Source organism: Georgenia daeguensis, assembly GCF_039537705.1.
Lineage (GTDB): Bacteria > Actinomycetota > Actinomycetes > Actinomycetales > Actinomycetaceae > Georgenia > Georgenia daeguensis.
Genome location: NZ_BAABBA010000032.1, coordinates 12,134 through 27,012, shown reverse-complemented (window position 1 = coordinate 27,012; position 14,879 = coordinate 12,134). Strand labels below are relative to the sequence as shown.

Genomic DNA, 14,879 nt, shown 5'->3' with positions numbered 1-14,879 from the left:
AGACGGTCCGACGGTCGAGGTCGACCGCTCCCCGCTCGGCCGGCCGTCCGGCGGGGACGCTGGCGGAGTCCGACGTCGCCATCGAGAAGGTCCTTCCGGTCCGCTGGGTCTCGTCCCGTCATCGTCGCGGACCGAGACCGGGTCCGCGCGCCGGACGCCGGCCTCCACCGGCCCCGTGGGGGCAGGCGGAGGGCCGGCGGCGCGAAGGCGCTGGGCGCCCCAGGGTCAGGAGGCGGTGGCCGCCGTCCAGCGGTCCTCGATGCGACCCAGCCGCCAGATCGCGAAGCTGACCAGCCAGGCAGTGACGAAGAGCCCGACGAGGGCGTACCCGACGCCGCCCATGTCGAGACCGGCCGCCCACCCGAGGAACCCGCCCGTGGGCTCGAGGTGCTCGGCGAGCAGCTGGAGCAGGACGGTGACGCCTATGCCGAGGGCGGCGATGACCGACAGGACCGTGACGGTGAGGTTGTAGTAGACCTTGCGCACCGGTGCCAGGAAGGCCCAGCGGTAGGCGCGGGCCATCAGGACGCCGTCGGCGGCGTCGAACAGGCTCATCCCGGCGGCGAAGAGCACCGGCAGCACGAGGATGGCGTACCAGGGCAGCGTCAGCGCGGCGGTGCCGCCGGCGAGGACGAGCAGCGCCACCTGGGTGGCGGTGTCGAACCCGAGGCCCATGAGCAGCCCGACCGGGTACATGTGCCACGGCTTCGTCACCCGACGGGTGAACCGCCCGAGCAGCCTCGCCATGACGCCGCGGTTGTTCAGCAGCCGCTCGAGCTCGCGCTCGTCCAGCGCCGCGCCGCGCATCTGCCGGAAGACCCGCACGATGCCCTTCACCGAGCCGAGGTTGAGCAGGCCGATGAGGATCAGGAACGTGCCGGCCACGATCGAGCCGACCGTGCCGAGCGTCTGCTGCATCGCCGACCCGGAGTCGGCGACCGGACCGGCGACGGCCTTCACGCCGAGGGCGAGCAGCAGGGCGAGCCCGAAGACCACGCTGGAGTGGCCCAGGGAGAACCAGAAGCCCACGCTCAGCGCGGGGCGGTTCTCACCGACGAGCTTGCGGGTGGTGTTGTCGATGGCGGCGATGTGGTCGGCGTCGAAGGCGTGGCGTGCCCCGAGCAGGAACGCGGTCACGCCCAGCCCGACGCCGAACACCCCGGCGCTGCCGACGGTGAGCTGCTGCGGCGCGACGGCGAGGAGCAGGACTCCCCAGCCGACGAGGTTGAGCAGCAGCACCATCGCGGCCATGCCGGCGACCGAGCGCTTCTCGGTGCCGCTCCACCGGCGGGGCCGGGCCGTGCGCGAGGTGACGGACGCGGTCAAGGACATAGGGACGATCCTCCGGTCGGAGCGGGTCAGAACAGCTGAGGGATGCTGCGGGCCGCGGTGTAGGCCGCCACGAGGACCAGCAGCACGGTGAAGGCGAGGTTGAGCCGGGCCGGGCTCACCTTCGAGGTGATCCGGGCGCCGATGAGGCTCCCGACCACCGAGGCGGCGGTGAAGGCGCCGATGAGTGCCCAGTCGAGGGTGACGTCCTGGCCGAGGCGGGAGACGAGCGAGCTGGCGCTGTTGATGGTGATGACCACCAGCGAGGTGCCCACGGCCACGGGCATCGGCAGCCGCAGGGCCAGCACGAGCGCGGGCACGACGGCGAAGCCGCCGCCCACCCCGAAGAACCCGGTGAGCAGCCCGACGGCGGTGGCCGTCAGCAGCAGGACGCCCACGGCGCGGCAGTCGCACCGGAAGGGTCGCAGCGAGAGCATCGGCGTGGTCCGTGCCTCCACCTCGCCCTGGCCGGCGGCCTGCCTGCGGGCGGCGGCCCGCCGCCGCCGGGTCATCACCGCGGCGACGACGAGCATGAGTCCTGCGAAGGCGACGAGCAGGACGTTCTGGGGCACCGCCGTCGAGAGCAAGGAGCCGAGGAACGCCCCGCCGACGCCGAGGAGGCCGAAGACCACGCCCTGCCCCAGCCGTACCCGGCCGGCGCGCAGGTGCGGCAGCATCCCGATCAGCGTCGTGATGCCGACGATGACCAGCGACCCGGTCGTCGCGGCCCGGGCGTCGAGGCCCAGGAGGTATACGAGGGCGGGGACGGTGAGGATGGACCCGCCACCGCCCAGGGCGCCGAGGGTGATCCCGACGACGACCCCGAGCGGGACGGCAAGGACGATCGCGCTCACGCCGAGGCGGTCGCCTGGTCGGAGACGATCGGCAGGCCGGCGGCCTGCGCGGAGCGGTCGAAGCTGTCGTCGACCACGACCACGCGACGGCCGGTGGCAGCGACGAGCGAGGCGGCGATGGAGGCGCGGTAGCCGGACGCGCAGTGCACCCAGACCTCACCCTCCGGCACCTCGTCCATGCGCTTGACGATGTCGTGGATGGGAAGGTGCACGGCGCCGTCGATGTGACCGTCGCGCCACTCGCTGACCCGGCGGACGTCGAGGACGGTGACGGGCCGGTGGTGACGGACCTGCTCCAGGTCGGCGAAACTGGCGCTGGGCAGCTCGGCGAGCGGCGCGTCGGTCCAGTCCTCGGGGCGTCCGGTGGCGGCCGCGGCGGGCCGGTCGATGCCGATCCGGCTCAGCTCGCGCTGCGCCTCGGCCACCTGCTCCGGGCTCTCGCCGAGCAGCGTGACCGGCGTGCCCCAGGGGATGAGCCAGCCGAGGTAGGTGGCGAACTGGCCGTCCAGGCCGAAGTTGAACGTGCCGGGCACGTGCCCCTTCGCGAAGGCGGTGCGGGTGCGCAGGTCCACCAGCCACTCCCCCGCCTCGAGGCGGGTGCGGAGCTGGTCCTTGTCGGCCCGCTCAGGCTCGGAGAGGTCCGAGGCGGTGGGGCCGGCGGAGTTGGCCGGGCCCATGTGCACGTAGTACGCGGGGTAGGCGTCCAGCCCGGCGAGGGTGTCCGCGACGAAGTCCTCCTCGTCCTGGGACATCACCGGGTTGATCATCCGCTCACGACCGATCGTCGAGGCGGTGGTGTCGCCCCCGGCCGAGGTGGCGGCGCAGAAGCTGCCGAACCCGTGGGTCGGCATCACCTTGGTCTCGTCGCTCAGCTCGGCGGCGAGCCGGCGTGCCGAGCTGTACTGGTGGCGGGCGAGCTCGTGCGTGTGCGCGTCGCCGAGCAGGTCCGGCCGGCCGGTGGAGCCGAAGAGCAGGGAGCCGCCGGAGAACACGGCCGGGTCCTCACCCTCGAGCACGAAGGAGAGGTGGGTGAAGGTGTGCCCCGGGGTGTGCATGGCCCGGACGCGCATCGTCGGGCTGACCTCGACGACGTCGCCGTCGCGGATGCCGGTCCGCTCGAAGGAGACCTCGTCGTCGGCGTTGACGTAGTACGCCGCCCCGGTCTCCTGCGCCAGGGCGTAGCCGCCGGTGACGTAGTCGTTGTGGATGTGGGTCTCGAACACGTGGGTGATCCGGACCCCCGCCTTGGCGGCCGCGTCCAGGACGCGGTCGATGTCGCGCTGCGGGTCGACGACGAAGGCGACCTCGCCGTCGTGGGCCAGGTAACTGCGGTCACCGAGCGAGGGGGTCTCGATGGAGATGATCGTGGTCATGAAGCGGGTCCTTCCGGGTGCGGTAGGCGGTAGGGCGGGAGGTGCTCAGGCCTCGGCGTGCGGGCCGGTGACGACAGGGTTGCCGGCGCGGATCCAGCCGGCGGTCCCGCCGTTGACGGAGTAGGCGTCGAGACCCGACGCGCGCAGGTACTCCGCCGCGCGCAGACTGCGGTTGCCGCTGGCGCAGATGACGTAGACGGGCTGGTTCGTCGGCAGGGCGGCGGTCCGCTGCGGGACCTCGCTCAGCGGGATGAGCTCCGCACCGGCGACGTGGCCCTGCACGTACTCGCCGGGCTCACGAACGTCGACGACGAAGGCACCGCCCGCTTTCGCGGCCGCGAACTGATCGATGGAGACCTCGGTCATGTGACTTCTTTCCTCGCTCTGGGGACATGACATTCGATACCCAGGGGGGTATCCGGCGGCTACAACAGCGCCGACTCCGAGAGCATTCCCGCCCCCAACCTGCGGGGCGGGTCAGCGGCTCCGCGGCCTGGCAAAACTATACCCCCAGGGGTATAGTTGCTGTCCAGGCGAGAGCCTCCACGCCTCTATTCCTGCACGTGATCGCCGCCTTCGCATCCGCCCGACGCGGACCCCAGCGGCGATCCCGAGACCCATCGAGCGAGGACAGAAATATGTGCAGCCCTGCGACCTGCGAGACCTGCGGCATGATCACCTGGACCGGCTGCGGCATGCACGCCGCCCAGGTCCTGGCCGACGTCGCCCCCGACCGACGGTGCACCTGTAACGACCGGGCACTGGAGGAGCCGTGGGCGTGACCGGCCCGACAACGACCACCCAGGACGTCAGGGGTCTCGTGCGCCACCTGGAGACCGACGCGATCGGCCACCTGACGGCGGCCGCCGGCAACGACTCCCTGTGCACGCGCTCCCGCGGCGGAGAACCGCGCCCCGCGGCGAAGTACCACGAGGGTGCCGCCGCCGCCCTGGCACAGGCCCGACGCGCCGTCGACAAGCAGGCCCCGGACCACGACCCGACGGAGACGGTCCGCGCCGTGCGCGACCGTTGGACATTGCACGCCGGCGCGGACACCCCCGCGTGGCGCGCTTATCACGACGGCGGACTCGACGCCCTCGACACGCTGCTCAGCCCGGCCCCGCCGAGGGACGGCGTCAAGGGTGACGGCGAGGTTGACGGTGCGGCGCACCCGGCACGTGACCGCGCGCCGGAGCCCGGTACGGCCACCGCGACGGAACCCGCCCGCGGGCCGGCCGCCGCCGTCGCCCTGCGGGGCAGCGGCCGTTGGCCTCGACGGCGCATCGTCGCCACGGCGGTGCTCGCACCCGCGCTACTCGCCGCCCTGGCCACCACCGGCGGCGGCTGGACGCCGACCGAGGCCCCGCTGTGGACCGCACTCGTGGCGCTGACCGCACTGGTCTCCGCCGCCACGCTGGCCACCTACCTGCCCCTGCGGGGCCAGGGATGGCGGCCGGACCTGGGCTGCAGCCCGTGCGCCGCCATGTCGGCGGGGAGCGTACTGGCGGCCGCGTGGTTCCTCGGCTCGGCGCCGCTGCAGCCGGCGATGGCCGTCGTCGCCCTGGCGGCAGTGACCCTCGGCCTCGTCCAGCGCCTCACCGGCGCCGCCACCACCTGCAGCACCTGACCGCCCAGCACGACCGCCTTCGAGCTGGAATATCTGGAGCCCACCCGCGTTGGCATACCCGTAGGGGTATTATCCCCAGCCCTTTCACCTGCAACCCCGAGGAGTACAGATGGCTACCGTCAACCTCACATCCGACACGTTCATGGACACGGTCCAGCAGGACGGCATCGTCCTCGTCGACTGGTGGGCGTCCTGGTGCGGCCCGTGCCGCATGTTCGCGCCCGTCTTCGAGAAGGCGTCCCAGAGCCACGAGAACATCGTGTTCGGCAAGGTCGACACCGAGGCCGAGCAGATGCTCTCGGGCCAGGCCGGCATCACCTCCATCCCGACGCTGATGGTCTTCCGCGACGGCATCCTGGTCTTCTCCCAGCCCGGCGCGCTGCCCGCCGCCGCGCTCGAGGAAGTCATCACCGCCGTGCAGGATCTGGACATGGACAAGGTCCGGGAGCAGCTTGCCGAGCAGGAGAAGCAGTCCGCCTGACGGCATCCGCCGCAGCACTTCGACCGAGAGGGAACCATGAGCTACGGCATCACCGTCACCGTCGAGCAGCCGTTCGACCAAGCCGTCACCGCCACCCGGGAGGCGCTGGCCGAGCAGGGCTTCGGCGTCCTGACCGAGATCGACATGGCCGCGACACTGAAGAAGAAGCTCGACGTCGACATCCCCCCGCAGGTGATCCTCGGCGCGTGCAACCCGCCCCTGGCCCACCGCGCGCTGCAGGCCGAGGAGTCCATCGGGCTGCTCCTGCCGTGCAACGTCGTCGTCCGCTCCGCCGGCGACAACCGCACCGTCGTCGAGGCCCTGGACCCGCAGATCATGGTGGGAGTCACCGACAACGAGAACCTGCGCCCGGTGGCCGACGACGCGGCCGACAGGCTCCGCAAGGCCCTGACGGCTATAGGGCAGGCATGACGACGACCGCGCCACGGGGGCATCCCACCCCCGTGGGGGCGGACCAGCACGAGAGCGAGAGAGGCACGGCCATGGAGCTCGACCCGGTCGAGATGGGCAAGGTGATCAACCGGCTCAAGCGCGCCCAGGGGCAGCTTGCCGGGGTCATCCGCATGCTCGAGGACGGTCGTGAGTGCGGGGACGTCGTCACCCAGCTCTCCGCCGTCTCCAAGGCCCTCGACCGCGCCGGCTTCGCGATCATCGCCTCCGGCATGAGGCAGTGCCTGACCGAGCCCGAGGGTGAGTCCACCCTCGACGTGGAGAAGCTGCAGAAGCTCTTCCTCTCGCTGGCCTGACAGCCCCGCCCACGCTTCAGCACGTCGCATCACGACGAGAACGACGAGAACGACGAGAACGCAGGAGACCGCATGACCGACGGAGTGGTGATTCATCTCGACGAGCCCGGGGAGGACAAGTACCGTGCCGTGCTGCGCAACGCGCTGAACCTCCTCCCCGAGGTGCCGCCCGGCACCGTGGTCGAGCTCGTCACGCACGGGCCTGCCATCGACCTCGCCCGCCCCGGCCGACCGACCGCCGACGCGCTCAGCGAGGCCATGGAGGCTGGTGTCGGCCTCCGGGTCTGCCGCAACTCCATGCGCTCCCAGGGGCTGACGGAGGAAGACCTCGTGCCGGGCGCGGTTCCCGTGCCCTCGGGCGTCGGGCACCTCGTCGCCCGTCAGCGCGAGGGCTGGGCGTACCTACGTCCCTGACGACATCCCGGCCAGGCAGGCACCCCGCCAGCTTCGCTCGGTACTGCCCGGGCACGGTCCCGACCGGTCCCGCAGACCTCTGACGACCGGCCCCTGCCGGATCCTTTTCGACCCGCTCTGCCGGACCCCAACATCCACCTTTCAGGAGAAGACCGAATGAGCCTGCCCACCCCTGAGGTCCGCGACGTCATCATCGTGGGGTCCGGCCCGGCCGGGTACACCGCGGCCGTGTACGCGGCGCGGGCGAACCTGCGACCGGTCGTCTTCGCCGGCTCCGTCACCGCGGGCGGGGCGCTGATGAACACCACCGAGGTGGAGAACTTCCCCGATTTCCCCGAGGGCATCCTCGGCCCCGAGCTGATGGAGAACATGCAGAAGCAGGCGGAGCGCTTCGGCGCGGAGATCCGCTACGAGGACGTCGTCGCCGTCGACCTGTCCGGGGACGTCAAGACCGTCACGACGGACGACGACGAGACTTATCCCGCGCGCGCGGTGATCCTGGCCAACGGCTCGGCCTACCGCGAGCTCGGCCTGCCCGAGGAGAAGACCTTCTCCGGGCGCGGGGTCTCCTGGTGCGCCACCTGCGACGGATTCTTCTTCCGCAACCAGCACGTGCTCGTGGTCGGCGGCGGGGACTCCGCGATGGAGGAGGCCACCTTCCTGACCCGGTTCGTGGACAAGGTCACCGTCGTGCACCGCCGCGACGAGCTGCGCGCCTCCAAGATCATGGCCGAGCGCGCCCTGGCCAACGAGAAGATCGAGTTCGCCTGGAACAGCGAGGTGGCCGCGATCCACGGCGAGCAGAAGGTCACCGGCGCGACCCTGCGCGACACCCTCACCGGCCAGACCCGCCAGATCGACGCCACCGGCATCTTCGTCGCCATCGGCCACGACCCGCGCACCGAGACCCTCAAGAGCCAGGTCAAGCTCGACGACGAGGGCTACATCGTCGTCGACCACCCCACCACCGCCACCAACATCCCCGGCGTCTTCGCCTGCGGCGACGCCGTCGACCACATCTACCGCCAGGCCATCACCGCCGCCGGCACCGGCGCGGCCGCCGCCGCTGGACGCCGAGCGCTACCTCGCCCGCATCGACGAGGCCGGCGAGCCCGCCACCGGCACCTCCCAGACCCCCCAGGGCGCCGTCCTCGTCTGACGGCGTCAGGTGCCTGCTAGATCGTCGGCCTGTACGCGAGTCCAGTCGATGCAGTAGCCGGCATCGGCGGCGAATCTCCGATGCTCAGGCCCCACGGGCGACGACGACCGCGTCGAGCGCCGTGGCACCACCTTCACCGACGGGGCGCGCGACACGCTCGGCCCGCAGAATGCTGACACCCGAGCCCGCGAGGTCCTGGACGACGTCTGCGGCGGTGAACAGCACGGCAGGGTCCTGCGGACCGCCGACACCCTCGGTGAGGTTGACTGAGTCGTGGCCGACGACGAGCAGGGTGCCGCCCGGCGCGAGCGCCTCCGCCGCGCCGCGCAGCGCCCGGCGGCGCTGGACGGCCGGCAGCTGGAGGTAGGCCACGGCCACCGCGTCGTAGACGCCTCGTCGCGGCGGCTCAGACACCACGTCCGCGCGGACCCACTCGATACGGTCCGCCGTCTCGGGCGCGTGCGCCTCCTGCAGCGCCCGCGCCTTGCGGATCGCCTCGGCGGAGAAGTCGACGGCGGTCACCGTCCATCCCCGTGAGGCGAACCAAAGGGCGTGCCGTCCCTCACCGGTGGCGACGTCGAGAGCGGCGCCCGCGGGGAGGCCGGAGAAGGTCTCCACGACGAACCGGCTGGGCTCGGCGGACCAGAGGCGCGCCTGCTCGGCGTAGCGGATGTCCCAAGCTCTCCGCGTCCATCAGGCCAGGGAAAGGAACAGCTTCTCGAGGCGCTTGACGTCGAGCGTGTCCCCACCGTCAGGGTCCGCCAGGCACTGCCGCATGCCGGAGGCGATGATGGCGAACCCGGCCCGGTCCAGCGCCTTGCTCACGGCGGAGAGCTGGGTGACGACGTCGGCGCAGTCCTTGCCCTCCTCCAGCATGCGGAGCACGCCGGCAAGCTGGCCCTGCGCGCGCTTCAGACGGTTGACGACCTTGCCCATGTCCGTGGCGTCAAGCTCCATCGTGCGCCTCCTCCGGTTCGTCCATCTGCGTTACAGGATACCGGGAGGGGTACTTTCCCCAAGGCGAGTGACGGCCCTCACGTGGAGTTCCGGGACCTCGTTCCCAGGAATACTCATACCCCCCTCGGTATTTTACCGATGACGAAAGGAACCAACATGCCCTCATCCCAGATGCCTTCCCCCTCCTTGCTCGGCCGGCTGCGCGCCTTCTTCGGAGGTTCCTCCGACGGGCGGCTCGGGACTACCGTCACCGCCGCGCGGGCCGTGGAGCTCGTCCGCGACGGTGCGAGTCTCGTCGACGTGCGCGAGAAGGCCGAGTGGCGCTCCGGACACGCGCCGCAGGCGGTGCACATCCCTCTCGCCGACCTCGACCGGGCGTCCCGACGCCTGGTGAAGGACAGGCCGGTCGTCGTCATGTGCGCGTCGGGCATGCGGTCGCGCACCGGGGCGAAGCACCTGCGCTCCCTCGGCTACGACGCCACGAGCGTCTCCGGCGGCATCGGCGCGTGGCAGCGCGCGGGCGGGTCGGTCCGTCGATGACGGGGCCGGCCCGGCGCATCGTCGTCGTGGGTGGGGTTGCCGGCGGCATGAGCGCCGCGGCCCGCGCCCGCCGGCTGGACGAGCACGCCGACATCGTGGTGCTCGAGCAGGGCGAGTTCGTCTCCTTCGCGAACTGCGGCCTGCCGTACCACCTGTCCGGGGAGATCGAGCGGCGCGAGTCCCTGCTCCTGCACACCCCGGCCACGCTGGGCGCGACCCTGAACCTCGACGTGCGCACCGGGCACCGGGTCACCTCCATCGACCGCGCGGCCCGCGAGGTCACCGTCCAGACGGCGGAGCGCACGTACCGACTTCCCTACGACGCCCTGCTGCTGGCTCCCGGCGCCACGGCGGTGCGCCCGCCGGTCGAGGGACTCGACCACCCGGCGGTGCACTCGCTGCGCGTGGTCCCCGACGTCGACGGCCTGCGCGCCTCGGTCGACGGGCTGCTCGCCGGGCGTGACGGCCGCGGCGGGCACGACGGCGAGCCGCCCGTCGCCGTCGTCGTCGGGGCCGGGTTCATCGGTCTCGAGGCGGTCGAGGCGCTGGCGGAGCGCGGGCTGCGGGTCCACCTTGTCGAGCTCGCCGACCACGTCCTGCCCCCGCTCGACGCGGAGCTGGCGCCGTTGCTGGCGCAGGAGCTGACCGCTCACGGCGTCCGCCTGCACCTCGGTGTCGGCGCCTGCCGGATCGCGCCGGCCGCGGAGGCCCAGGGTTACGGGGAGGAGACGATCCGCGCGGGAGGCCCCGTCGTCGTCACCCTCTCCGACGGCACGTCGGTGACCGCCGACGTCGTCGTGGTCAACGTCGGCGTGCGACCCGGCCTCCTCCCTGGCCCGGGACGCAGCGCTGGAGCTGGGAGCGTCCGGCGCCATCCGCGTCGACGCGGACCAACGGACCTCGGACCCGCACATCTGGGCCGCCGGCGACGCCGTCGAGGTCGTCCAGGCGGTCACCGGCACCGCCGCCCCCGTGCCGCTGGCCGGGCCCGCGAACCGCCAGGGCCGCCGCGCCGCCGACTCCATCTGCGGCCGCCGGACCACCCCGCAGGCCCCCGTGCTGGGGACGGCGATCGTCCGCGTCTTCGGCCTCACGGCGGCGGTCACCGGCCCGAACCAGGCCACCCTCCGGAAGGCGGGCATCGCCCACGAGGTCGTGCACACCCACTCCGCCCACCACGCCGGGTACTACCCGGGCGCGGAGCAGATCCACCTCGTCGCCAGCTTCGCGCCCGACGGGACGCTGCTCGGCGCGCAGGCCGTCGGCCGGGCCGGCGTCGACAAGCGCATCGACGTCCTCGCGACCGCCCTGCGCGCCGGGATGGACGCCGACGACCTCGCCGAGCTCGAGCTCGCTTACTCGCCGCCCTTCGGCTCCGCCAAGGACCCGGTGAACATGCTGGGCTTCGTCGCGCAGAACGTCCTCGACGGCGTCATGCCCCAGTGGCAGGCCTGGGACCTGGACCAGGTGCTTGAGAACAGCCTCGTCCTCGACGTCCGCTCGCGCGCCGAGTACGGCGGCGGCCACCTCGACGGCGCGCTCAACGTCCCGCACACGCAGCTCCGGGAACGTCTGGACGAGGTGCGTGACGCCGCCGAGGGCAGGCCGGTCAGCGTGCACTGCGCGTCCGGCGTGCGTTCCTACCTGGCCACCCGGATCCTGCGCGGCGAGGGGATCGACGCCCGCAACCTCTCCGGCGGCTGGCTCACACTCGCGGCGGTGCATCCCGAGTCCTGAGCCGGTCTTCGCCTTCCCCACGACCCGGCCGAAGGTTCAGCGAGGGTCACCGGTCCACGGCTGCCGCAGATGGCGGGTGACACTCTCGCCCCGTGCGCTATGTGGGGCATTTGCTGGCCGGTCACCCTGGCTCCTGGGAAGCCCGACCTCGGGCGTAAGGACGAGCTGTGGGCTGATGGGCCGAGCCGGTATGCCTACACCTCAACGTCGCCGGCATATTCGATGACTTCGGGTCTGTACGAGCTGCTCGGGCGGACCGCGCGCGGCCAGCTTTTGTTTCGGTCGCCCCCTAAGTTCGTCGGCTCTGGTGACCGGCGGTCTGGGATTCCGCTGGGTCAGCAGCCGGCCTAGCCGATGGCATGAGCAGAGCGCAGGGGCTCGGGATGCATGTCGAAATTCCGCCGGTGACGGCCCGAGCGGTGCGGCTGCCGACTAAGCGGACGCCCCCTCTCCCCCGGTGCGTTGCTTGCCGCTCCTGCGCGTCTGCGTGGCGTTTAGGTCTGCGCGGACCTGGGTGAGTTCGGCCCGCAGCTGGTCGACCTGCCGGTCGTAGGTCTCGCGCAGGTCGGTGACCCGCTGCTCGCCGTGCGTGCGTTCGCGTTCGACGTCGCTGCGTGCGGCGTCGCGCTCTGCGGTGACGCCGGCGACGGTTCCGCGCAGCTCGGTGATCTTCTCCCGGGCGTGCTCGAGGTCGGTGCGGGCGGTGTCGAGCTGGTCGCGCACCTCGGCGGTGGCGGCCTCGGCGCGCGTGGCGCGCTCGGCCTCGCTGTCGGCGCGTCGCTCGGCCGCGCGGGCCCGCTCGTCGGCGGTGGCCTGGTTGACCTCAGCGGTTTCGGCGCGGGCGATGGCCTCGTCCCTCTGCTGCTCGGTGCGCGCGAGCCGCTCGTCCGCCTCGCTGAGACGGGCGGTCAGCTGCCCCACCTCGGCCGCGGCGCGCTGCTGTGCCTCCTGGGCGTCGGCACGGACCTGGGCGAGTTCCTTGGTTGCCCGCTCCCCCGCTTCCACTGCCTCGCTGAACGCGGCGCGGGCGCCGGCCAGCTCCTGGGTCAGTTCCTCGACCTGGTCGCTCGCTTCGGCGGCCGCCGCGTCGGCCTCCTCGCGCTCGGCCTCGGCGCGCCGCTGGGCCTGCTCGGCCCGGGTTGCGCGGGCGTTGGCGGCCGCGACCTGCTCGGCGGCCTCGCTGTTGACGGCCTCGAGCTGGGCCTCGACGGCCTCGGGGTCTCCCACAGTGCGCAGCTGCTCGAGGAGGGTGGCGAGCTGCTGGGTGAGGTGCTCGACCATCCCGGTGACCTGTCCGGTGATCTCGCTGGCCCGCTGGCGGGCGGCGTCGACGGGGCGGGCCTCGTCGACGCCGACGGCGTCCGCGCTGTCGGCGAGCCTCCTGCGTGCACGCCAGGCGGCGGCCCGGTTGTGCCCGGGGTCGTCGCAGTACTCGGGCGGGCGGCCCGTGCCGGCGTCCGCCGGGGCGGCGGGTCGGTGGCAGCCGGGGAACCGGCAGGTGCGTTGTTCCGTCTGGGCTTCGCTCATAACGTCACTCTAGCACGTAACGCAACGTAATGTATTACGAAAGACGTAACGAAATACGGAAGCGCATGAAGAAGCCCCCGCACCGAAGAGGTGCGGGGGCTCCGAGGGAGGGCCCGGGTTGATGCCCTACTGCTGTACCCGCCGTCCGCGGGGCAGTTCCTCGCCCGGGGCGAGGCTGGGCCAGGGCTTGCCGTCGTTGTAGGTGCCGCTCGAGCTCGGCGAGGCCGTCCATGATGAGTCTGGCCGCGAGGGCGGAGAAGCCGTCGATGCCCTGGGCGCGCAGCTCGTTAGGGATGTACTTGGCGGCTCCGCGTAGGCGGGCGGCGTCGTCGACGTCGATGTAGAAGCCGAGCTTGGTCTTGCCGCCGGCCTTCGCCGGCCGCTGCGGTTCGGCGGCGGCCGTCGCCGCCGGCTGCTCCGTGGAGCCCGGATGCGCAGGTGCCGGCAGAGTCTGGGTCTGAGCGGTTTTGGGGTCGGCCGGCGCCGGGTTCGGCGTCTGCCGGTTACGGCGCAGCAGGCGCGCGTTGCCCTGCGGAGTTGCGGCCTTCGGTGTGAGCCCGCTCAGTGTCCGTCGTGGCGTCTCGCCGGTCATGGCTGCTCCTCCCCCGCCGGTGTTCCGGCGACTGCTACCTGCTCCCGCCTCGCTCTCGGTGATGCGTTGGACGAGTTCTTCGCCGAGGGCCTGGAAGTTCCTCCGCGAGTCCTACCGGCGCTTCGCGAGCGTGACTTGGTCGCGGCGGAACTCCAATCGGCGTGCTGGCTTCCGGCTTTCCTCCGTGGGCCGGTGTTTCCGCCTATCTGCGTTTCGGATGTCCCAGGGCTCCCGTAGCGGATGCGCTGCGCCACGGTCCCACACTGCGTCGTGGTTCCGCCCTCGGATCGATCCGTGTTGCTGTGTTTCGGTGTTGCGTTGTTTCCGGGTTCCCGTGTTCGCTGTCTTTCCGGCTTCCCACGTTCCTGCGTTCCCGGCTTCCGGTGTGTCCGCGTTCCTGCCTTGCGGTCTTCGTGTGTTTCTGCGTTCAGTACGAGTGCAGCGGGTTGTGCCATCTGTCGACATCACCGCTACGCCGAAACACAGATCTCGGTACGTCTGCGTTTCTGCGTAGCCGAAACGCGGACACTCCGACCCAGGTCCGCGGTGGGAGAGGGAACCGGGCCTACCGTCGGAGGATCAGCAGCACTCACCCCCTCGTAGGCAAGGACCCCGCCATGGCACTGACCCTGGCCATCGGTAACCAAAAGGGCGGCGTCGGCAAGACCGCCCTGGTGACCGGGCTGACCGACGCCCTCCGGAACCGAGGAAAGACCGTCCTCGTCGTCGACGCTGATCCTCAAGCGAACGCGACGGCAATCATGGACATCGCCGGCCCGCAGTTCACTCTCAACGACGTCCTGTTCAGCGTGAAGACGCCCCAGGACACAGGCAAGGCGGCTGGCGCCATCATCTCCGCGGGGGAGGGGTGGGACGGAATCGACATCCTGCCCTCCGAGCGCAAGCTCGCCGAGCGTGAGAAGGATGATGACATCGGCCGCGAGACCCGCCTGCGCACCGCGCTGGCCGGCGTGAGCGAGGACTACGACTTCGTCCTGATCGACAGCCCGCCGTCGCTGGGCGCCCTGACCGCGAACGCCCTAGTCGCCGCGGACGAGGTCCTCGCCGTAGCTCAGCCCCGCAAGACCGCCGTCGAGGGCCTTGCACAGTTCGTCACCACGCTCGCCAATGTCCGGGCGTACTTCAACCCGACCCTGACGATCGCCGGCATAGTGGTGAATCAGTTCCGCTCGGGGCGCACCGACCCGGAGTACTGGCTCGACGTCCTGGTGGAGGAGTACGGCGAGCTGGTCCTCCAGCCCAAGGGACTCATCCCCGACAGGGAGATCGTCTCCCAGGCCGCCGCCGCACAGCTCCCGGTCAGCGCTTTCGGTTCGAAAGCTGTCGACGTGTGGGTGCCCCTCAAGCACATCGCCGACCTGATGATCGCCCGAGCGGAGGCGCGCCAGGCCGGCGCGGCAGAGGGAGTGATGGCACGTGGTTGACCGCAGACCGAAGCGACCTGCATCCCGTCCGGCCCGTGAGGCGCTCGGCAGTCTGGCCAAGGCGGACAGCACAGACA

Annotated in this window: 15 protein-coding genes and 2 pseudogenes; 9 read left to right on the top strand and 8 right to left on the bottom strand. The window is 71.7% G+C overall.

The window, feature by feature from the left end:
• Window positions 1-225 precede the first annotated feature (225 nt).
• From nicT to ABD774_RS19765, 4 genes are read right to left on the bottom strand one after another with little or no spacing between them, the layout of a single operon-like run.
• Window positions 226-1,332, bottom strand: a complete 1,107-nt coding sequence (gene nicT / locus ABD774_RS19780; protein ID WP_345045120.1) for a Nickel transporter NicT — start codon at window positions 1,330-1,332, stop codon at window positions 226-228.
• A gap of 26 nt (window positions 1,333-1,358) precedes the next feature.
• Window positions 1,359-2,183, bottom strand: coding sequence for a sulfite exporter TauE/SafE family protein (locus ABD774_RS19775; protein ID WP_345045118.1), 825 nt, complete (start codon window positions 2,181-2,183; stop codon window positions 1,359-1,361).
• A complete protein-coding gene (locus ABD774_RS19770) occupies window positions 2,180-3,556 on the bottom strand; it encodes a rhodanese-like domain-containing protein (RefSeq protein ID WP_345045115.1) in 1,377 nt (458 codons plus the stop codon). Before ABD774_RS19770 ends, ABD774_RS19775 begins: the two co-directional genes overlap by 4 nt.
• A gap of 45 nt (window positions 3,557-3,601) precedes the next feature.
• Complete coding sequence (locus ABD774_RS19765; protein WP_345045113.1) at window positions 3,602-3,922, bottom strand: rhodanese-like domain-containing protein; 321 nt, start codon at window positions 3,920-3,922, stop codon at window positions 3,602-3,604.
• Between the two features lie 412 nt (window positions 3,923-4,334).
• Between ABD774_RS19765 and ABD774_RS19760 the strand changes: the two genes are divergently transcribed.
• From ABD774_RS19760 to trxB, 6 genes and pseudogenes are all read left to right on the top strand, one after another.
• Entirely contained in the window at window positions 4,335-5,183 is an 849-nt protein-coding gene (locus ABD774_RS19760; RefSeq protein WP_345045111.1) for a hypothetical protein, read from the top strand.
• A 109-nt stretch (window positions 5,184-5,292) separates the two neighbouring features.
• The gene (gene trxA, locus ABD774_RS19755; RefSeq protein ID WP_345045109.1) at window positions 5,293-5,664 is read left to right on the top strand and encodes a thioredoxin; all 372 of its coding nucleotides are present in this window, start codon (window positions 5,293-5,295) and stop codon (window positions 5,662-5,664) included.
• Between the two features lie 36 nt (window positions 5,665-5,700).
• Entirely contained in the window at window positions 5,701-6,096 is a 396-nt protein-coding gene (locus ABD774_RS19750) for a DUF302 domain-containing protein (protein ID WP_345045106.1), read from the top strand.
• 71 nt (window positions 6,097-6,167) lie between these two features.
• Window positions 6,168-6,431, top strand: coding sequence for a metal-sensitive transcriptional regulator (locus ABD774_RS19745; RefSeq protein ID WP_345045133.1), 264 nt, complete (start codon window positions 6,168-6,170; stop codon window positions 6,429-6,431).
• Between the two features lie 72 nt (window positions 6,432-6,503).
• The gene (locus ABD774_RS19740; RefSeq protein ID WP_345045104.1) at window positions 6,504-6,845 is read left to right on the top strand and encodes a DsrE family protein; all 342 of its coding nucleotides are present in this window, start codon (window positions 6,504-6,506) and stop codon (window positions 6,843-6,845) included.
• 156 nt (window positions 6,846-7,001) lie between these two features.
• Window positions 7,002-8,004 (top strand): annotated as a pseudogene (trxB, locus tag ABD774_RS19735) (thioredoxin-disulfide reductase).
• 84 nt (window positions 8,005-8,088) lie between these two features.
• Here the strand turns inward: trxB and ABD774_RS19730 are convergent.
• Together ABD774_RS19730 and ABD774_RS19725 are read right to left on the bottom strand one after the other, a co-directional pair.
• Window positions 8,089-8,676 (bottom strand): class I SAM-dependent methyltransferase, encoded by a 588-nt coding sequence (locus ABD774_RS19730; protein ID WP_345045132.1) that lies wholly within the window; start codon window positions 8,674-8,676, stop codon window positions 8,089-8,091.
• Window positions 8,677-8,697: 21 nt separating this feature from the next.
• Window positions 8,698-8,961 carry a metal-sensitive transcriptional regulator gene (locus ABD774_RS19725; RefSeq protein WP_345045102.1) on the bottom strand — a complete coding sequence of 88 codons (264 nt, stop codon included), beginning with the start codon at window positions 8,959-8,961 and terminating at the stop codon, window positions 8,698-8,700.
• Window positions 8,962-9,117: 156 nt separating this feature from the next.
• Between ABD774_RS19725 and ABD774_RS19720 the strand changes: the two genes are divergently transcribed.
• Window positions 9,118-9,501, top strand: a complete 384-nt coding sequence (locus ABD774_RS19720) for a rhodanese-like domain-containing protein (RefSeq protein ID WP_345045099.1) — start codon at window positions 9,118-9,120, stop codon at window positions 9,499-9,501.
• Window positions 9,498-11,238 (top strand): annotated as a pseudogene (locus tag ABD774_RS21880) (FAD-dependent oxidoreductase). Before ABD774_RS19720 ends, ABD774_RS21880 begins: the two are co-directional and overlap by 4 nt.
• A gap of 432 nt (window positions 11,239-11,670) precedes the next feature.
• Here the strand turns inward: ABD774_RS21880 and ABD774_RS19700 are convergent.
• On the bottom strand, window positions 11,671-12,765 hold the full coding sequence (locus tag ABD774_RS19700; protein WP_345045094.1) for a coiled-coil domain-containing protein: 1,095 nt from the start codon (window positions 12,763-12,765) through the stop codon (window positions 11,671-11,673).
• Window positions 12,766-12,799: 34 nt separating this feature from the next.
• On the bottom strand, window positions 12,800-13,357 hold the full coding sequence (locus ABD774_RS19695) for a hypothetical protein (RefSeq protein ID WP_345045092.1): 558 nt from the start codon (window positions 13,355-13,357) through the stop codon (window positions 12,800-12,802).
• Between the two features lie 617 nt (window positions 13,358-13,974).
• On the opposite strand from ABD774_RS19695, the gene ABD774_RS19690 reads away from it, so the two are divergent.
• Window positions 13,975-14,802 carry a ParA family protein gene (locus ABD774_RS19690; protein WP_345045090.1) on the top strand — a complete coding sequence of 276 codons (828 nt, stop codon included), beginning with the start codon at window positions 13,975-13,977 and terminating at the stop codon, window positions 14,800-14,802.
• Window positions 14,803-14,879 lie beyond the last annotated feature (77 nt).

What these genes read in the sequence shown, in the direction of transcription:
- ABD774_RS19695 (WP_345045092.1), bottom strand. Translation starts at nt 13,357, where the DNA reads ATGACCGGCGAGACGCCACGACGGACACTGAGCGGGCTCACACCGAAG.
- ABD774_RS19770 (WP_345045115.1), bottom strand. Translation starts at nt 3,556, where the DNA reads ATGACCACGATCATCTCCATCGAGACCCCCTCGCTCGGTGACCGCAGT.
- ABD774_RS19700 (WP_345045094.1), bottom strand. Translation starts at nt 12,765, where the DNA reads ATGAGCGAAGCCCAGACGGAACAACGCACCTGCCGGTTCCCCGGCTGC.
- trxA (WP_345045109.1), top strand. Translation starts at nt 5,293, where the DNA reads ATGGCTACCGTCAACCTCACATCCGACACGTTCATGGACACGGTCCAG.
- ABD774_RS19745 (WP_345045133.1), top strand. Translation starts at nt 6,168, where the DNA reads ATGGAGCTCGACCCGGTCGAGATGGGCAAGGTGATCAACCGGCTCAAG.
- ABD774_RS19725 (WP_345045102.1), bottom strand. Translation starts at nt 8,961, where the DNA reads ATGGAGCTTGACGCCACGGACATGGGCAAGGTCGTCAACCGTCTGAAG.
- nicT (WP_345045120.1), bottom strand. Translation starts at nt 1,332, where the DNA reads ATGTCCTTGACCGCGTCCGTCACCTCGCGCACGGCCCGGCCCCGCCGG.
- ABD774_RS19720 (WP_345045099.1), top strand. Translation starts at nt 9,118, where the DNA reads ATGCCCTCATCCCAGATGCCTTCCCCCTCCTTGCTCGGCCGGCTGCGC.
- ABD774_RS19690 (WP_345045090.1), top strand. Translation starts at nt 13,975, where the DNA reads ATGGCACTGACCCTGGCCATCGGTAACCAAAAGGGCGGCGTCGGCAAG.
- ABD774_RS19740 (WP_345045104.1), top strand. Translation starts at nt 6,504, where the DNA reads ATGACCGACGGAGTGGTGATTCATCTCGACGAGCCCGGGGAGGACAAG.
- ABD774_RS19750 (WP_345045106.1), top strand. Translation starts at nt 5,701, where the DNA reads ATGAGCTACGGCATCACCGTCACCGTCGAGCAGCCGTTCGACCAAGCC.
- ABD774_RS19765 (WP_345045113.1), bottom strand. Translation starts at nt 3,922, where the DNA reads ATGACCGAGGTCTCCATCGATCAGTTCGCGGCCGCGAAAGCGGGCGGT.